This is a genomic window from Leuconostoc gelidum subsp. gelidum KCTC 3527 (assembly GCF_000166715.1).
Classification (GTDB): domain Bacteria; phylum Bacillota; class Bacilli; order Lactobacillales; family Lactobacillaceae; genus Leuconostoc; species Leuconostoc gelidum.
Genome location: NZ_AEMI01000036.1, coordinates 212,334 through 229,187, shown reverse-complemented (window position 1 = coordinate 229,187; position 16,854 = coordinate 212,334). Strand labels below are relative to the sequence as shown.

Below are 16,854 nucleotides of genomic sequence, written 5' to 3'. Positions count from 1 at the left end.
ACGAATGCCCTTTACAGCATCTCCGTTGGTACCAAAGAAATAAATGGTATTAGCATTTGTGCGAACATAATTGTTTTGTATTTGTTTAAAGTCCTGACCATAATATTGCATTTTGCCATTACCATAGTCACGTTCACCTGTCACAGCATGTCCGTCTTTTTCATCAAAATACATATATGTCTGATCAACTTTTAAATAGCCATAATGCATGTGACCATTGTTATCATAATAAACAGTTTTAGATAAAAGATTGGTTAGTCCAACTGAATAATTGCCTTGCTTGTCAAAATTATACCAGTAATTATCAATATTTTTTTCACCGACAACTATTTTACCGTTTTCATAAAATTGATTTGTCCCGTTTTTATTGATCCACCCGTTTTTCACAGGTTCTTGTGTTTGAACCTGTGCGGAACTATCCGTCTTCCCTGATGTTTGAACGGTACTGATCTCTGATGAAGGTGTCACGTTAGTTGCTTTATCATTACTATCAGTGGACAAAACTGTACTTGATGATAAACTACTATTTTTTGCCGTTTCCTTGTCATTACTGACAGTAGCGTCAGTATTTGATGTGGTTTGCTTTTCAGCTTGTACCTTATCTTTATAATTTTGCGTGGTAGTTATGTTATTATCAGGGAGTTTGTTATCAATATTATCAGATGAGTTTTTTGATGAATGCATTGCTATTTGATCTGAATCATTAACAGAACCAAAAGCCGTCGTTGTCTGATTTTCAGATTGGTTAGTATCCGATTTGACAACTGCACTGTCTGAACCAGATACTAGCGTTGTATCTGCACTTGCCGAGTTAATAGCAAAGGTAGTCATGATACCAGTAGTTAAAACAACCCCTGTGACTAACCTCTTACCAACTTTATATAATTTATATCCCTTAATCATTTTGTCCCCCAATTATTCCATTGCAACAGTAATTTAATATCTTAATATTATAACCGGTTTTCCATTCATGTACAATTTAATTTTCATTGCTATTTCTATTAATTTCCGTTTAACTTGATATAACTGTTGTCCAATTAAAGTAAAGCCTATTCCCAGCAAAGCTAAATCACGATAGGTAACGGTTACGAACATGTTAATTCTTTGAGTTTGTTCACTCAAAGCAAACAAAAAAGAACTATCATAAATAAGTATAATAGGCGTTTCCTTTTCAATCTAAAGTATTACAGTCAGTCCTGTGACATGCCTGATTTTTTGCGCAATTTCTGGCAATTTTTCACGATAAATTTCCCCATCTAATCGCGCAATCTGTTGAACTGTTGTGGCATAACCAATCTTATAGTATTGAAAGTAGATATTGATTTGACCAGAATAAATTTGATCCACCAACTTGACTTCATAAATCGTGTTTGGCTTTTTGGTAAATAATTGTTCGATTTCTAAAATAATGTCGTCAATTGTTGTCATGACTTAACCTCACTGCCCACATGTTCTCAAATAAAATATGTTCTGTGCCAATCATGACACCACGATCAGAAAAACCAGCAACTATACCAACAACGTTAGATGACATATGATTTGTTTGGTCTGTGTAATTTTCTTGCACAATAACCAATTCATAATTAATACTGGCATACTGTAAGCGTGACTTCATTTCTGATAAGGACATTTGTGCCATTTTTTTCGTGACATGATGTCTTTGTTGTTTTTCTTGTTTCAGTGACGATGTATGATCAGATAAAAAGTAACCGTTCCACTTGACTTTGCCACGCTCACGATAATCATTTTTGAAGAAGTTGGTCACCAATCGGCTAAAATCATCATTCATAGCTGTTACCCCCATTATGGCCACCCACTAAATTCGCACGGTCAATCGCTGTACCGCCTTCTAGTTTGGACATGGCACGCATAATCGCAGTTGTCCCAAAGCGTTGACGTAACTCATCAACGACTTTATCAATTTTATTAGTGTTAATCTGTTGTTCTGGTTGTCTAAATAAGTCTAGTTGAATACCCATGGCATCAATTAGCCCACTATAATCAATGCCAATATGACGAATAACTTCGCCATGCCAATTTTGCTCAAATAACTGTATCATAATTTCCATTAATTTTCGCGTGTCGTTAGTAGCATCAATCCGTAATTGTTTTCTAAAACCATGACTACTTTGTTTTTCACTTTCTGCATACGAATAACCAATAAATAAACTCACTATAGTTGCCTGTTTTTGATGGAATCGAATACGTGAGGCGACTTGATCCACCATTTCACGAATGACAATTTCAATTTCTTCACGCTTATGATAATCGCGTGGTAATACTTGCGAATTACTATAAGATTTACTTTTAGGGACAATAACCTCTGTTAAATCAGAGCGATCAATGCCCCATGATAGCGCATAAAGTTGTTCGCCGACGATACCCATTTTAGCACGGAAAACATAAGGATCTTGATGAGCCAAATCATACATGGAATTTACGCCCATATTATTTAATTTAAGTGCTGTGCGCTTGCCAATACTCCAAATATCATTTAATTGCGTGATTGGCCACAATTTTTTAGGGACATCTGCGTAATGCCAAACGCCCATAAGATTAGGCGCATGTTTAGCTTCTATATCTAAAGCAATCTTAGCCAAAACTGGTGAATCGCCAATACCAACAGTCAGGTAAATGCCAGTCTCCTTACGGACACGTTCTTGAATTTTTCGCGCCACGATTTCTGGTGAATCGCCAAAGAAAGCCCAAGTATCCGTCACATCTAACAATGACTCATCAATTGAATACGCCAATAATTTTTCTTCTGTGGTATATTCACGATAAATACTGTTAATCCGTAAATTTTCTTGAATATACAGGTTCATTCTAGGATGTACAATAATCAATTTTTTATCTCTAGGTAAATCACGTTGGCGCATGATGTTACTTGCTCCAAGCTTTTTTTTAGCCATAGGTGAAGCTGCTAAAACCAAACCACCATTTGTATTGGCTTGTTCAGACATAACAACTAAAATTGATCGCAGGGGGTTCAAACCAAGCTCAACGCTTTCAACACTGGCATAAAAGCTTTTTGAATCAATCATAAAGAATACGCGTTGTTTTTCATATTTATAATTATAGCTCTGCCCAACCATTTTTTATTGTTCCTTGTCATATAATCTATTTTACCATTATACGAACAAACGTTCTTATATGCAATAGTTTAATATATTAATTTTCTTAATTGTTTTTAGCATGATAAAGTTGTTATTACTTAAATTAGATCCTGTATCTATAAAATTAAATCACGATAAACAAAGATCACAATTATGAATTTTTCAACCAAATTTTGTACGCGCCTTGCTAAGTATTGAATCAAAAAGCACATCACTATACGTCTGTGATATGCTTGTCATATTTTAGTATGTAGTTGCATAAATATCTATAACGTTTTTTGAAATATTGTTAATGTTAAACTAATCATGAAATATTAATATAAAGATGAGGACCAAGATTATGACCGAATTCCCTAATCCCGATAAAATTTATCCTGATGAAAATGTTAAAAGTATTGTCTTTTTAAAAAATGTTGTTACTAAACCTAATATTGAAGTAGGAATATATACATATTTTTCAGACAGAGAACCGACAAAATTTGAAGATCACGTCACTCACCATTATGATTTTATAAATGATAAATTGATTATCGGTAAATTTTGTTCAATTGGAGAAAATATTGAGATTATCATGAATGGTGCTAATCATCTCATGAAAGGAATGACATCTTACCCTTTCTATATCATGGGTCACAACTGGTCTAATCATCTCCCAACATTTGATGATTTGCCAATCAAAGGAGATACTATAATAGAAAACGATGTGTGGATAGGTCAGAATGTAACAATTTTACCAGGAGTTCACATCGAAAATGGCGCAATCATTGGTGCTAACAGTGTTGTAGCTAGTGATATTCCGGCTTACTCAATTGTTGCTGGGAACCCTGCAAAAAAAATTCGAAAGAGATTTCCAGACGCTATCATTGAACGCCTACAAAAACTTGCCTGGTGGGACAAAGATATTACATGGATAACGAAAAATATTGACAATTTAATGACTGCAAATGTTATAGAATCAAAAATAGACGAATTAATTTAATTCATCTATTTAGATCCAATCTAAAATTTTTGAATTAGACTTTTTTTTGATATTTGCAAAATTAATATCTCATTTTATAATTGCTTGTGTAATTAATACTTTTAGTCGTTACTAAAATAAAATTTTCATGTTTTAGCACTAATTTCACTGTATCGATTGCTTCAATAGTTTGTGCCAATGACCGGTTTTCTTTAAAACAGCGGATTCGGAACAATTGATTGCAAAAGCCATTTTTTAATATTTTCTACTGATTACTTTCTTGGTTGTCCTATAAATTGCATCCTATGTCCTAACAACGTAAGCATAATTATTATTGTGCCGACTTGTTGGACAAATATTAGTTTGTAATTGATTTCATGTTAGCATAATTCAAATAAAATAACTTAAAAAATACTATGATTTAGTTATCACAGTATTTTTACTTTGAAGATTCAAGATTTAATAAATATTTTTTTCGTTCGACACCACCTCCGTAACCTCCAAGTTGACCATTACTATTTATCACCCTATGGCAAGGAATAATAATTGCAATTTTGTTTGCACCATTGGCATTACCTACCGCTTGTGATTTGTTTCTGTCGCCAAGTATTGTAGCTATTTCTTTATAGGTCAGTTTATCTCCAGCCTTGCTAGTTAGTAATATATTCCAAACCTTTTTTTGAAATAAAGAACCGTCCAAGTATAATGGTACATTGAATTTTTTTAATTTTTTGTCAAAATATAGATTAATTTGGTAAGCGGTTAATTCACTAATTTTTGTGGCACCATAAATTAGTCTTGCATTTTGCTTATTACGCAACTTAGATATTTCCGTTTCAAGTCCTCTTCTATTTTCAAATTCTAAAAGATATAAAAATTCATCATCTGTTATTGAAATCATTCTACCTATTGGTGTTTCGATAAAATTAGTGTTTAGTAATTTTACTGTCATTCTTGTGGATGGGTTTCCCATTATTTTTGTAAAGGCATCATTAAAACCGCTTGCTGACTCAAAGCCAGCGGAAACTTGCTGATCGATTACTTTACTACCTTGCTGTATCGCTTTGAATGCAATACCAATACGTCGTGATCTTGCATACTGAACAAATGTCATACCATAAATTTTCTTGAACATTCGGCGAGCACTTGCCGAATGTATTCCTAACAATTTAAAATCATAATCTTTCCATTTTTTTCAGGATTTTGTTCAATAGCTTCAACTAATAGTTTTACTTCAGTAGGTAATTCTTGTGGATAGGAAAGCGGATGACACACTTTGCAAGGTCTATAACCTCTTAATAATGCCTCCTCAGCTGATTGATAAAACTCACAGTTTTCGAATTTGGGCTTTCTAGCAGTGCATGATGGATGACAAAATATACCTGTTGTCTTAATTCCAGCGAAAAATACGCCATCAAATTCTGTATCTTTTTTTATCAACGCATTATAGTAAATCTGCTTTTGATTTTCAGACTTAATCAATGATCTACCCCCTTGCTAAGTTAATTAGTTTATTGTTTTCTAAATATGATATTTGATCAATTTTCTGCTTAAAATAGTCTTCAACCGTAAAATTAGTATGATTAAATTCCAGAAAAGTTGAAGGACCAAAACTAATTCTTGAAATCCCTATTGAGAGATATTCTTCCAATTTATCAGATTGAATATCAAGCATAATATTCAAAGGAACTGAAATATTTCGTGCTATTGTACTAATAAATTCTTTGTTTTTTAACCCTGGAATAAAGATACCATCAATGGCATGTTTTTCATACTGATTGATTCTGTCGATTGTTTCCTTAAGTAACTCTTTATTTTGATTTTTAATCATTAAATCACCTGAAAAAAAACTATCAGTCCTAATGTTCACAAACATACTTTTTTCGATATCAGTATGATTGATTAGATTTATTTTTTCTGTAAATTTTTCAATGGCTTGCAGTTCATTTTCTCCAGGTAGTTTATCTTCTAGATTGATTCCACTAATCTTATTTCTAATCAAATATTTGATGTTACTTTGAAGGCTGTTTGAATTATCGGAATACCCGGCTTCAAAATCTAAACTCCTGAACATATCTCCTGTTAGACTGCTAAAAATGCCAACATTTTCATTTAAAGATACCTGTTGTCCATCTTCCTTGTTCTTATCTGCTGCAGAGCCATAGCTACTGCTGGCCACAACTTTTATTTTTTCATGTTGTAATGCTTTTGCACTATCCCTATTCCAGACATTCAGTAACGTTAGCGGTCTGTTAGGGTTATGCATTTTAGCAAAGTCATTGTTATTCATTAGTAAGTTCCTTTTCTTTTATAGGGTATGTACAGTATAAATAATTTTTTTAATTAATACATACGAAAAATGAACAACTATTTTTTTAAACAACAAGGACTCTAACCAGTTACAAGTATCTAGAGGATAGTTTTAAATGACACCCTTAGCCATTCTAATCCATTTCTTCAGAGCGATATATTTCACCACTTTGTACGAATACCTGATGCGAGCATGAATATTCATGTTTAATCGTGTGCGTTTATCAAGGTATGAAAAATATAGTGAATTACCATGAGGCAATTCACGTAGAATCAATGGTAGTGTATATCCCAGTGATCTAGCTTTATCTAATTGAGTCATTTTTTAATATTCAATCATGTGACGTTGATTTTCATTTAAATGTAACCGACGTTTAAATTTTTTGGTGTTTCATCATTCATGAAGAATGCTTTCTTATTTTCATGTTTAGATTAAATTTTCTTGTATTAAATTTATTATTTCACATATATGTTTATTATTTTATTTTTAAAACTGATTTTACTCTGCTAGTCACTTAAAAAATTTGTAATAAAATTTCATTGTATAATATATGCTTATAATAGTAATTACTACATTTCAATTTCAGTGAGGAAATTTCATATGATGAAGATAAAATATACAACAATATTTATTGATCGCGATGGTACCATTGGTGGTAATGGCCATTTCAAGTCGTTGCAAGATTTCAGACTATTTCCCTATACAGTTAACGCCATTAAGAGATTAAAAGCAAATGGTATGCAAGTATTTGGCCTATCCAATCAAACGCATATTGAAGATGGGAAAATGAACTATTATGATTTTTTTAATTCACTACTGTCAATAGGCTTCGATGATGCTTTTATTTGCCCTCACTCTGAAAACACTAACTGCAATTGCCGAAAACCTAAACAAGGATTAATCGAACAGGCCCATGCAAAGTATGATTTCGACAATAGTCAATCAATTATTATTGGTGATCGTTACTCATCTGATATGCAATTGGCTCTAGATTGTAAAATACTGGGAATTCACGTGTCTACAGGAAAATCTGAATTGAATTCTCCATTGAATAACAAAGATATTACCGAAGGCGTTATCAAAGTTAAAAATCTAGAAGCAGCTGTTGATTATATAGTTGCGTAATTAGGACATGCGAAATACTCTTTCAGAAATTCGAATCGATAATTCTTTGCAAAACCAGTATACTTATTTTACAATTACGTAAACTTATGATATTTATTCTCCAATATTGTTTTCATAATCAAAATCTTATTGATCGCATCATGATAACCAGGTAATTTCTCAGCATGACGTTCGTACGATAAATAATTAATACTAACGGTCGATGATTTGAGATTCTTATCTTCCTTAATTTTATTTAAATTTTCAACTACTGTCATATGACTTTTTATCGACATCACGTTTTAGGTTCTTAATCATGTGACCTTGTTTATCATGTACTTTTTTGTTAAAAAAGTTTTTCCGTTTATCAACATTAATTTAGATATGGCAGATTGTAACATTAAATCGAACACTTGCACAAGCAGAGATTTTAATGGTAGTTGTCTAAAACCAGCCATACATAAAAAATCCGCAGCTTATGTCTTCTAGGCCTATAATCTCATGAACGTATTGCCATTGCACGTTTCCTTAATCGCTCACCGGCAACGATTGTCTACAAATCTAACCCTGTCACACTTTATAGCGCCGATATTGCTAATCAGATTGCGAGTCGAAACGGTCAATCACCAAGACAAATCTTTCAGCAACATATGGTGTTCGGTTAATTATTGCAATCTGCCTAATAAAAAATAACAATGGTACTATGATATAACAAAGAGCCATGACGCTTCCTACTAAATCAGTTTTGACAGTAGCTAACAATATTTATTAAAAAATCATTATCTGGTTAAATATAAGTGGGTTACTTTTTCGATTAACAAAACTACGAACTCAAAATACCTAAGATAAATCTATCAAAGGCACCCATGAGTTGTTATGTTATGCTGTACACTTATTCCATTATATTAGTTTTTTTCAGCTAAATTAATTGACTGTTGACTTATGATGATATTTTCTTAGTGCAATAAACGTACGCGTGTGCGCAGTGTGTATTAGTTCAAAAGGTGTTCCTTCAAAAAGCACTTTACCACCATCTTCACCAGCCCCTGGGCCCATATCAATAACCCAATCAGCCTGACTAATAAAGCGTAAATTATGCTCAACTACGATAATTGTGACATGATGCTTCACAACTAATTTTTTAAGTAAATCGATGATTTGCTGGATATTTGACTCGTGTAACCCACTAGTTGGTTCATCTAATACAATAATGCTATTTTTGTCTTTTAATAGATTCTTAGCTAACTTTAAACGCTGTAATTCACCACCAGAAAGCGTATTCAGCGATTGACCAACTCTTATATAATCAAGTCCACAATTTTGAAGGTTTTCCGTTACATGTTCAAACACCGGAAAAACTTGAGATAGCTGAGCCGCAGAAAATTCTAACACTTCGTGAATGTTATAACCATTTACGCTAGCGTTCAGTATTTCGTCAGAGTAGCGTGAGCCTTGACAAGCTTCACAAATAGATATCTCATCACTTAAATAAGCTAGATCTAACTTAACAAATCCCAATCCTTTACAAACCGGACAGGCGCCTTTACCATTGAAAGAAAACAAGGATTCCTTGTATCCGGTAGCATTTGAAAATAGTTTTCTTAGTTTATCAAATTCACCTAAATATGTTAAAACATTGGATCTGGAACTCGTGTGAATAGGTTTCTGATCTAATACTGTGACTGAAGGTTGCGTTTTGATAAATGCATAGAGAAGCGAGCTTTTCCCTGATCCTGCAGGACCTGATATTACTGTTAGCGCATTTTTGGGAATTTTAGCATCAATATCTACTAAATTGTGAAAGTTCAAATGATTCAATCTAATAAATTGTTTTTTTAGTAAATCACTTTTGTTAACTATACCAGGATGTCTTAGTGCTTTGCCAGTAACCGTTGAACTGACAAGTAATTTCTCATATGTGCCCTGAAAAGTCACATATCCTCCTTTTTCACCCGCTTCTTCACCTAAATTAATAATATTATCGGCTATTTTAATGATGTCTGGATCATGATCAACAACTACAACTGTGTTTCCTTTTCGAGTAAGTAATTTAAAAATTTTATTTATGCCAATCAAATCATAAGGGTGAAGGCCAACACTTGGCTCATCAAAAATATATAAAACGCCTGATAAGGCACTATTGAGATGATTAGCTAACTTAATTCGTTGTGCCTCTCCGCCAGAGAGTGTACTTGTGCGACGATCAAGACTTAGATACGAGAGCCCAAGAGTTATTAGACTATTAATCTTCAAATTCAAATCCACCAGTAAAATTTGAGCGTCGCCATCATTTACTCCTGCTAACCATCTTTGAAGGGCAATAAGTGGCAAAGCGCTACAATCTGATATTGTTTTGTGATTTAACTGGGCTGTTCGTGCGTCTTCATTCAGTCGTGTCCCATAACATTCGGGACAAATAATTTTTTGAGTAACATCGTTTAATTCCTTGCTATATTTGCTATTTTCTTGGTTAAAAAAAGATTTTTTCAGTCGCGGTATGATTCCAAGATACTTGGCCGTTTTATGCCATGCAATTGTAGGTGCTTCAGGAATCTGTTCTTCACCATATAACAATAAGCTTAGCGCTTCACTTGTCCACTTTACCAAAGGAAGATTATTATCAAAAAAACCAGATTCAGTGTAGCGTGTTAATCGCCAGCCACCAGGCTGAAATGTTGAAAATTGAATGGCACCCTGATTAAGTGATAAATTTTTATCAAGAAGCTGATTAATATTTATTTCTTGAATATACCCCAATCCTTCACATTTTGGACACATACCGGCCGGATTGTTAAATGAATAAGCCATTGAGTAACCAATAAATGGTCGTGCTTTTCGGGAAAAAAGTAGACGCAACGCAGTATAAATTTCAGTAAAGGTGCCGACAGTCGAGCGTGCGTTACCACTAATACCTTTTTGATTAACAACCACAGAAAAGGGCAAATTTTGAATAGTATCTATATCTGGTTTTGCATATTTAGGTAGAAGTTGTTGAATATAGGCACTATAATTTTTGTTTATTTCTCTCTGACTTTCTGCTGCTAATGTTTCAAATGCTAAAGAAGATTTGCCCGATCCAGAAACACCGGTTAAAACGGTTATTTTGTTTACTGGAATATTAACATCCACATTCTTTAAGTTATTGGTTTTAGCGCCTTTGACAATAATATTACTATGAACCACTGTGTACCCTTCTTTCTCGTAGTTCTAACACAAATTTTTCAGCCAGTTCGGAGAATAATTTCTGTTCATCGCTTGTAAAACAAGCCTTAGCATCAGACAATAATTCATCGTGTTTTTCATCAGTTTCAGAGAGGAAGATAACTCCTATGTCAGTCAACTTAGTAATCATTTCGCGGCGATCAAGTTGAGCTGGTGTTTGATTGATATAACCCAATTCATGTAATGTTGTTAGGTTTTTCGAAAGTTTTGATTTTGTAATACCAAGATGTTTACTCAGTTCTTTTGGCAATAATGGTTTTAACTTCAATAAACTTAAAATATCATATTGTAGCCATGAAATTTCTGCAGGATTGACAAGATTACGTTCCGCCACCAATTCACATTGTAATTGTGATAATATTATTTTAAATTTTTCGTCCATAACAAGTTTTCTCCATAAAAATCAACTGTCTAATGTTAACGTATCAATTAATACGCGTTCGCCATTCATAACACAATGATTCAAATACTAAAATTTTAATCATTATTTATATTTCTACAACTGCTATTTTATTAACCATCTTCATTTCAATATACTAATTAATCGACCACCAGTTCAACTATGCAAGCTACCAACACCTTAAATTTGTGAAAAATCCACACTGTAATGAAATCATAGAAAAAAGGCGTAGTGTTGACTACGTCTTTTAGAAAACCCGTTTCAATGATGTTAATTCATAATTACTGATCATCCTCTTGTCACACAACAATGTATTTTCTTTAAAATAACAGAGCGTCCATAAGATAATAAAACGCAGATTCTTTAGGATTGTTTTAAACAATTACCATCAAAGTCTCTGCATCTTTTTTGTGCAAAGTGTGCCATTTAATTTCGCAATCTGCACTATATTTAAGTCAAGAATAAGAAATTCTCCAATTTTTATTGGTTTTTGTTATTGATTAATTTATTAAATAGAGAATAGATAGTGCTGGGTTGATCTATCATGATATTGTGACCAGCAGAAGAAAGTAATGTTATATCGGCATTTTCTTTTTGTACAAATAATGCAAGTTGTTGTTTATAGCCTACAACATGATCATATCTTCCCAATACGACTTGAATTTTTGTTTCACTACCAAAATGATCTAATTCTTTTTCAAAAGATAGCCCATACCTATTTTTTTGCAATTTTCCTATAAATACCTGATTAGCTTTTTGCAGTCCAGGTAAAATGAGTTCTTGATATGCTAACCAACTTGTTTCATTGATCATAACATTCATTGCTTCAAAGTCAGAAAAAAAAGCATCATTCGTCGTAATCTTCATTTCATCGCCAAATTCATTTTTGTGCTTTTCAGTTATTCTTAAATTATCGTCAGCAATTACTACAGGACAAGTTAAAAACATTGCGCTTACCTGATTCTGGTAGTGATGAGCAATTGCTTGAGCTAAATACCCACCATACGAATGTCCATATACGATAAATGACTTTTCTCCGATGATATGATCGATGAATGCAACTAATTTTTTAAATATTGCGTTAGAAGAAGGCTCTTCAATTATCGCCGAATCACCCATACCTGGAAGATCCAAATATATACGCTTGAAATTACTGATTTGTGAATCTTTTTCAAAAAATATTTGTGTAGAATTTTTATCTAAAAATAAACCATGAAGAAATAAGATTAGCTCTCCTTCACCTAAATCCTGGTATTGAATATCATTATATTGTTTAAGTACCATAAAATTTCCCTATACATGTCATATAAATAATTCAAGTCAAACCGTAGATATGCCTACAATTCTAGAATACACAGCGCGCAAAATCAAAAATTCCGCACAACAATTAAATTTGATCAAACATTTATATAAAAAATCAAACTGATAATGACTTCTTTTCAACTAGATAGCCATAACCTCCAACAAAAACTGCATCAATCATATCATCATGCGTTTTTAAATTAACAATTATTCGCGAAGGGCTATTTAGATTATAGCCTTGCTCAAAAATATATTGTGATTTTTTTTCAACATATTTAAAGAGATAACAAGCTAACGCACAGTTGGAAGTTCCCGTTGCAGATTCTTCATCAATGTCGTAAAGAGGCGCAAAATTTCTACAAATTGCAGTAATGTTGTCCTTTCCTTCTTCCAGAGCAAAGGCATGGACACCAATGACGTTTTGTTCTTTACTCAATTCTGTCATAACATTGAAGTTAGGATCTAATTGTTGTAAATACTTAGTTGATTTTATTGGCACCATAATGTCTCTTAAACCAGTAGATACAATCTGAATTGGTAGTTTATCATTGATTGAGTTAACATCTAAACAGTCATTAAATAAATCTAATGATAATTCATTAAAAAAGTTGGTGTATTTTGCTCCATGAATACCATACCATCTGAATCAACTTTAATAGACAGCACACCCGATTTAGTTTCTATTGTATAATTATTTTTAGATAATTTGTTCAACAAATTCAGAATTGCAAATGTGCCTATTGTGGCGTGACCACAAAGTGGCACTTCTTCAGTGGGTGTAAAATATTCTAAACAAAAATCAGCTACGCTTGAACTTGTTATAAACGCAGTTTCAGCATAGCCTAATTTTTTTGCAATTGCCATTTTTTGAACTGCACTCAAATCAGGTCTATCAAAAACTAGTCCAGCTTTGTTCCCACCAACGTTATCCTTGCTAAAAGCACTTGCAACATAAACGTCAACCATTTTTATTTTCCTCTTTGATTATCTATAAATTTACTTGTTTCAGTGATTATACAGATAAATTTGGATAATTACAACAGATTTAATGAATGAAATTTGAGAACTTGCTTCAATTTTTACGTTAATACAATCTAATCTAATGATTGTAAATTATATCGCTCAACTAAGTTAATGAGCCTGCTAGCATAGGTCGGATCAGTCGCATATCCAGCTGCCTGTAAACCATTTGCCATGTTCACATAATTTTTTGCATTAATCACACCATTGCCAGCATAGCGACTATTCGTCAATAAGAATTTCGTATGGTCCTGAAATGAAGCCATCTGTGAACTATAAGCTCTGAATGGCGCCAAGATCGTCACCCACTTACCGTTTACATACTCAGAAGTTTTCATATTAACAATTGCGCCTTGCCAACCAGTTCCCTGTTTAATGCCAAACAAGTTATAGTAAGGTGCTGAAGTTAAAATTGATTGTCCCCAACCACTTTCAAGAATGGCTTGAGCGACAGTGATAGAAGGTAAAACACCTGTCCCAATTGTCGCAATTTTTGCATCTGCCACAGCCGTTTTCAGCCAAGCAGCTTGATAGATACTCAATCCAGACGTCGAGATATTCCCCGCTGCTGGTGTTGATATCTCAGATGTAACAGGAGTTGCCGTTGATGTCGTTGTCCCAGAAATTTTCAACACTTGCCCAACGTAAATTGTACTTGTCAACTTCAAACCATTTAAAGTCAATAATGTATTAACGTTCATGCCTAATTTTGCAGCGATGCCATACAAGGTTTCTCCAGAATTAATCTTGTAACTACTCGTGGTTGGCTTTGAAGTTGTTGTTGTGCTTGTCGTACTTGATGTCGTTGTATTTGTAACTTGTTGCAATGTTAACTTTTGTCCGGGATAAATAATGGCACCACGTGATAATTTATTCCATGATAATAAGTTTGACAGTGTGACAACATTTTTATTTGCAATTACAGTAAGCGTATCTCCATATTTAACCGCATATGTTGTACTGGTGCTGGTCATTGGCTTAGAAGCCGCCGGTGCTGACTGACTTGTACTAGCGATAGTACTAGAAACTTTTAAAATCTGTCCAATATGAATAGCATTGAGATTAGTAATTTTGTTTAAAACCGCAATTTGAACAAGACTCATATTATGGTTTGCAGCTATTGTGGATAGGGTATCACCTGACTTAACAGTATATGACGCTGTATTCGCCTTAGCTGTTGTTGTCGTAGTAGACTTTACGGGTTGTACTGCACTGCTTGTTCGTGTCACTTTCAATACTTGCCCAACTCGAATCATGTTCACATTTGTTATTTTATTTAACGAAGCCAGTTGTGCTAACGTCATTTTATTTGAACTAGCAATTTTTGATAGCGTATCACTGGATTTCACCGTATAGGTTGCTGTACTTGTGGTGATTTCCGGACTGTTTGTTTTGGCATTGCTTTGATTCGTGGTAATGCTCGTTCCAGATATCTTTAGGACTTGTCCAACACGAAGGACGTTAACATTGCTAATTTGATTCAAAGTAGCAATTTGAGAAAGGCTCATATTATGATTTGAAGCAATTTTTGATAATGTATCACCAGATTTAACGGTATATGTATTATTCGACTTTGTCGTAGTTTTTGTAGATGTGGTCGTACTAGATGATGTTGTTTTGCCTAATACTAGCTTTTGACCAGAATAAATGGTATCGGAGTTCAAGTGATTGGCTAATTTAATCTCACTGACGCTCAAATTATTTTTTAATGCAATGACATACAATGTATCCCCAGGTTTAACATTGTATGTGGTACTCGCAGAAACTTCAACTACCTGCCCACCCACAACTGATGCTGCAACTGCAGTCACTAACAAATATTTTTTCATATATTCTCTCACTTTCAAAATCAACAGATAAGTAAATTATAACATATTTCGTAAGATTGTTAAGAAACACTTAAGAAGATTAAAATAAACTTTTCGATAATATGCCATGATTTAAATTTTTTTGATCCTTTATTAGTTATCCTTTGCAGAATTTTTGCCAAATGATTTAAAATTTCATGTTGGCTGATCATGTTTTCAGTATGACTCACTATACAATCCATCCCCAACTAAATGTCACTCGTTTTTTAGTTAACTTCTGAAAGTCAATTAATTTATGATTTTCAGTGGTAGCATATGAAAAAATAACTACAATCAGATGATTAAATGAACAATTACTACCAGAAAAATTTTGTATCATTTTTAATGATTAAGTATCGACAATTTTTAAAATTATAAAACGCATAGCTGCTACAGCTATGCGTTTTTTTACATTTTTTAAATTATATATTGCGTTTTATTTTTTTGAATAACTGACGCCAATATTGCACAATATAGCCAGTTAACGTGGCAATTAAAAACGTTCCTATGCCAAGCGGTCCACCAAATATAATAGCTAATACAAAAAACAACAAATCTTGAACAGATCTTGTCAGGCGGTAACTGGCCCATTTTTTCTTACTAAACAATGGCGCGATTGCATCGTATGGAGAAACGCCTAGATTGACGCTCGTGTATATGCCAATTCCCAGTGAAAACAGAAGCATGCCAATAACAAATAAAAATATGTTTTCAAAATAAGAAAAATTTCCAAACCAATACATAGTTATACGCGCCAGTTTCGGTGTGAAATAAGCGATAATGTATCCAGGTAAGGACATATTGATTAAAGTGCCAATACCAAATTGCGTTTTATCAAAGAACAGCACGCCTAAAAACAGCAATGCATTAAACGCCAATTGATAATTTCCTAAGTTCCAATGGCATGTATCTGATATACCAACATCTGCTGCCGTAGCGGGATCAATGCCTATGTTCGCCAAACGAAATAAGACAATACCAAATGCAATTATAACAGTTCCGACAATAGATAAAACAAGACGAAGAGAAAACACCCCAAATTTTTTATTGAACAAATTCTTCCCCTTAACTTACTATTTGTAGGTAAATTATAAATGTTGTAATCAGAATTGTCAATAAATTATATCGTTATTGAAAAAGGCTACTTGCCATTTCACAACAGCGTTTAGCCACTTTAGCCTTAAGTTATTCGTCTTTCAGCAGATAAAACAAGTGATTATTTTATGTTGTTGTTGATTGCGTCGACAATTTTTTCAGCATTGTCTGCTCCTAGAATCAAGCGGTTAAATTTTTCGTTGCGCAACTGAATCACGATTGGTTTAGCCCCTTTTTTTATGTTGAAAAAACTTTTTTCACCATTTTTATCATAACTACCAGCCCAGTATCCCGGTAAAGCAGTTCCAAGATTTCGAAATCCCTTATTTTCATTTAATATACCCACATCAATTGAAGCACCAACTACATTTTGCAAAGGAATTTCGAGTTTTGATTTGAACGATGCTATTTTATCTAGACCTTGCGGGATGACAATTAACATTTGATTGGTTATCTCGATTTTATTTTCCATTATCTTT

Annotated in this window: 14 protein-coding genes and 3 pseudogenes; 2 read left to right on the top strand and 15 right to left on the bottom strand. The window is 33.4% G+C overall.

What is annotated here, in order from left to right; all coding sequences use genetic code 11:
• The 4 genes from EUI_RS0108890 to EUI_RS0108870 all read right to left on the bottom strand — a co-directional run.
• The coding region (locus EUI_RS0108890; RefSeq protein WP_010687830.1) for a KxYKxGKxW signal peptide domain-containing protein at nt 1–903 on the bottom strand (903 nt) is incomplete at its 3' end.
• Nucleotides 904–1,176: 273 nt separating this feature from the next.
• Nucleotides 1,177–1,428, bottom strand: a complete 252-nt coding sequence (locus tag EUI_RS0108880; RefSeq protein ID WP_010687829.1) for a hypothetical protein — start codon at nt 1,426–1,428, stop codon at nt 1,177–1,179.
• Entirely contained in the window at nt 1,415–1,789 is a 375-nt protein-coding gene (locus EUI_RS0108875; protein WP_010687828.1) for a hypothetical protein, read from the bottom strand. The genes EUI_RS0108880 and EUI_RS0108875 overlap by 14 nt, the downstream gene beginning before the upstream one ends.
• Nucleotides 1,782–3,095: a Y-family DNA polymerase gene (locus EUI_RS0108870; protein WP_010687827.1), complete on the bottom strand. Its 1,314-nt coding sequence runs from the start codon at nt 3,093–3,095 to the stop codon at nt 1,782–1,784. Before EUI_RS0108870 ends, EUI_RS0108875 begins: the two co-directional genes overlap by 8 nt.
• Nucleotides 3,096–3,456: 361 nt before the next feature.
• Between EUI_RS0108870 and EUI_RS0108865 the strand changes: the two genes are divergently transcribed.
• On the top strand, nt 3,457–4,095 hold the full coding sequence (locus tag EUI_RS0108865; protein ID WP_010687826.1) for a CatB-related O-acetyltransferase: 639 nt from the start codon (nt 3,457–3,459) through the stop codon (nt 4,093–4,095).
• 418 nt (nt 4,096–4,513) lie between these two features.
• Here EUI_RS0108865 and EUI_RS10170 read toward each other — a convergent pair.
• From EUI_RS10170 to EUI_RS10525, 3 genes and pseudogenes are all read right to left on the bottom strand, one after another.
• A pseudogene (locus EUI_RS10170) lies at nt 4,514–5,556 on the bottom strand (bifunctional transcriptional activator/DNA repair enzyme AdaA).
• A gap of 4 nt (nt 5,557–5,560) precedes the next feature.
• Entirely contained in the window at nt 5,561–6,364 is an 804-nt protein-coding gene (locus EUI_RS0108855) for an isocitrate lyase/phosphoenolpyruvate mutase family protein (protein WP_010687825.1), read from the bottom strand.
• Nucleotides 6,365–6,505: 141 nt separating this feature from the next.
• Nucleotides 6,506–6,786, bottom strand: a pseudogene (locus EUI_RS10525) (IS30 family transposase); the annotation flags it as partial.
• 199 nt (nt 6,787–6,985) lie between these two features.
• Here EUI_RS10525 and EUI_RS0108850 point away from each other — a divergent pair.
• Nucleotides 6,986–7,510, top strand: a complete 525-nt coding sequence (locus tag EUI_RS0108850; RefSeq protein ID WP_010687824.1) for an HAD-IIIA family hydrolase — start codon at nt 6,986–6,988, stop codon at nt 7,508–7,510.
• A gap of 74 nt (nt 7,511–7,584) precedes the next feature.
• On the opposite strand, the gene EUI_RS0108845 is transcribed toward EUI_RS0108850, so the two are convergent.
• The 8 genes and pseudogenes from EUI_RS0108845 to EUI_RS0108810 form a co-directional block, all read right to left on the bottom strand.
• On the bottom strand, nt 7,585–7,767 hold the full coding sequence (locus tag EUI_RS0108845; protein WP_224147596.1) for a hypothetical protein: 183 nt from the start codon (nt 7,765–7,767) through the stop codon (nt 7,585–7,587).
• A gap of 646 nt (nt 7,768–8,413) precedes the next feature.
• Nucleotides 8,414–10,672, bottom strand: a complete 2,259-nt coding sequence (locus EUI_RS0108840; protein ID WP_010687822.1) for an ATP-binding cassette domain-containing protein — start codon at nt 10,670–10,672, stop codon at nt 8,414–8,416.
• Nucleotides 10,662–11,093 (bottom strand): MarR family winged helix-turn-helix transcriptional regulator, encoded by a 432-nt coding sequence (locus EUI_RS0108835; RefSeq protein WP_010687821.1) that lies wholly within the window; start codon nt 11,091–11,093, stop codon nt 10,662–10,664. Before EUI_RS0108835 ends, EUI_RS0108840 begins: the two co-directional genes overlap by 11 nt.
• A gap of 498 nt (nt 11,094–11,591) precedes the next feature.
• Nucleotides 11,592–12,395 (bottom strand): alpha/beta fold hydrolase, encoded by an 804-nt coding sequence (locus tag EUI_RS0108830; RefSeq protein WP_010687820.1) that lies wholly within the window; start codon nt 12,393–12,395, stop codon nt 11,592–11,594.
• A 133-nt stretch (nt 12,396–12,528) separates the two neighbouring features.
• A pseudogene (locus EUI_RS10165) lies at nt 12,529–13,379 on the bottom strand (PhzF family phenazine biosynthesis protein).
• A 128-nt stretch (nt 13,380–13,507) separates the two neighbouring features.
• Complete coding sequence (locus tag EUI_RS0108820) at nt 13,508–15,262, bottom strand: LysM peptidoglycan-binding domain-containing protein (protein WP_010687819.1); 1,755 nt, start codon at nt 15,260–15,262, stop codon at nt 13,508–13,510.
• Nucleotides 15,263–15,702: 440 nt separating this feature from the next.
• Complete coding sequence (locus tag EUI_RS0108815; protein WP_010687818.1) at nt 15,703–16,335, bottom strand: YczE/YyaS/YitT family protein; 633 nt, start codon at nt 16,333–16,335, stop codon at nt 15,703–15,705.
• A gap of 161 nt (nt 16,336–16,496) precedes the next feature.
• Nucleotides 16,497–16,847: a hypothetical protein gene (locus EUI_RS0108810; protein ID WP_010687817.1), complete on the bottom strand. Its 351-nt coding sequence runs from the start codon at nt 16,845–16,847 to the stop codon at nt 16,497–16,499.
• Nucleotides 16,848–16,854: the final 7 nt, after the last annotated feature.

What these genes read in the sequence shown, in the direction of transcription:
- EUI_RS0108880 (WP_010687829.1), bottom strand. Translation starts at nt 1,428, where the DNA reads ATGACAACAATTGACGACATTATTTTAGAAATCGAACAATTATTTACC.
- EUI_RS0108875 (WP_010687828.1), bottom strand. Translation starts at nt 1,789, where the DNA reads ATGAATGATGATTTTAGCCGATTGGTGACCAACTTCTTCAAAAATGAT.
- EUI_RS0108870 (WP_010687827.1), bottom strand. Translation starts at nt 3,095, where the DNA reads ATGGTTGGGCAGAGCTATAATTATAAATATGAAAAACAACGCGTATTC.
- EUI_RS0108865 (WP_010687826.1), top strand. Translation starts at nt 3,457, where the DNA reads ATGACCGAATTCCCTAATCCCGATAAAATTTATCCTGATGAAAATGTT.
- EUI_RS0108855 (WP_010687825.1), bottom strand. Translation starts at nt 6,364, where the DNA reads ATGAATAACAATGACTTTGCTAAAATGCATAACCCTAACAGACCGCTA.
- EUI_RS0108850 (WP_010687824.1), top strand. Translation starts at nt 6,986, where the DNA reads ATGATGAAGATAAAATATACAACAATATTTATTGATCGCGATGGTACC.
- EUI_RS0108845 (WP_224147596.1), bottom strand. Translation starts at nt 7,767, where the DNA reads ATGACAGTAGTTGAAAATTTAAATAAAATTAAGGAAGATAAGAATCTC.
- EUI_RS0108835 (WP_010687821.1), bottom strand. Translation starts at nt 11,093, where the DNA reads ATGGACGAAAAATTTAAAATAATATTATCACAATTACAATGTGAATTG.
- EUI_RS0108830 (WP_010687820.1), bottom strand. Translation starts at nt 12,395, where the DNA reads ATGGTACTTAAACAATATAATGATATTCAATACCAGGATTTAGGTGAA.
- EUI_RS0108820 (WP_010687819.1), bottom strand. Translation starts at nt 15,262, where the DNA reads ATGAAAAAATATTTGTTAGTGACTGCAGTTGCAGCATCAGTTGTGGGT.
- EUI_RS0108810 (WP_010687817.1), bottom strand. Translation starts at nt 16,847, where the DNA reads ATGGAAAATAAAATCGAGATAACCAATCAAATGTTAATTGTCATCCCG.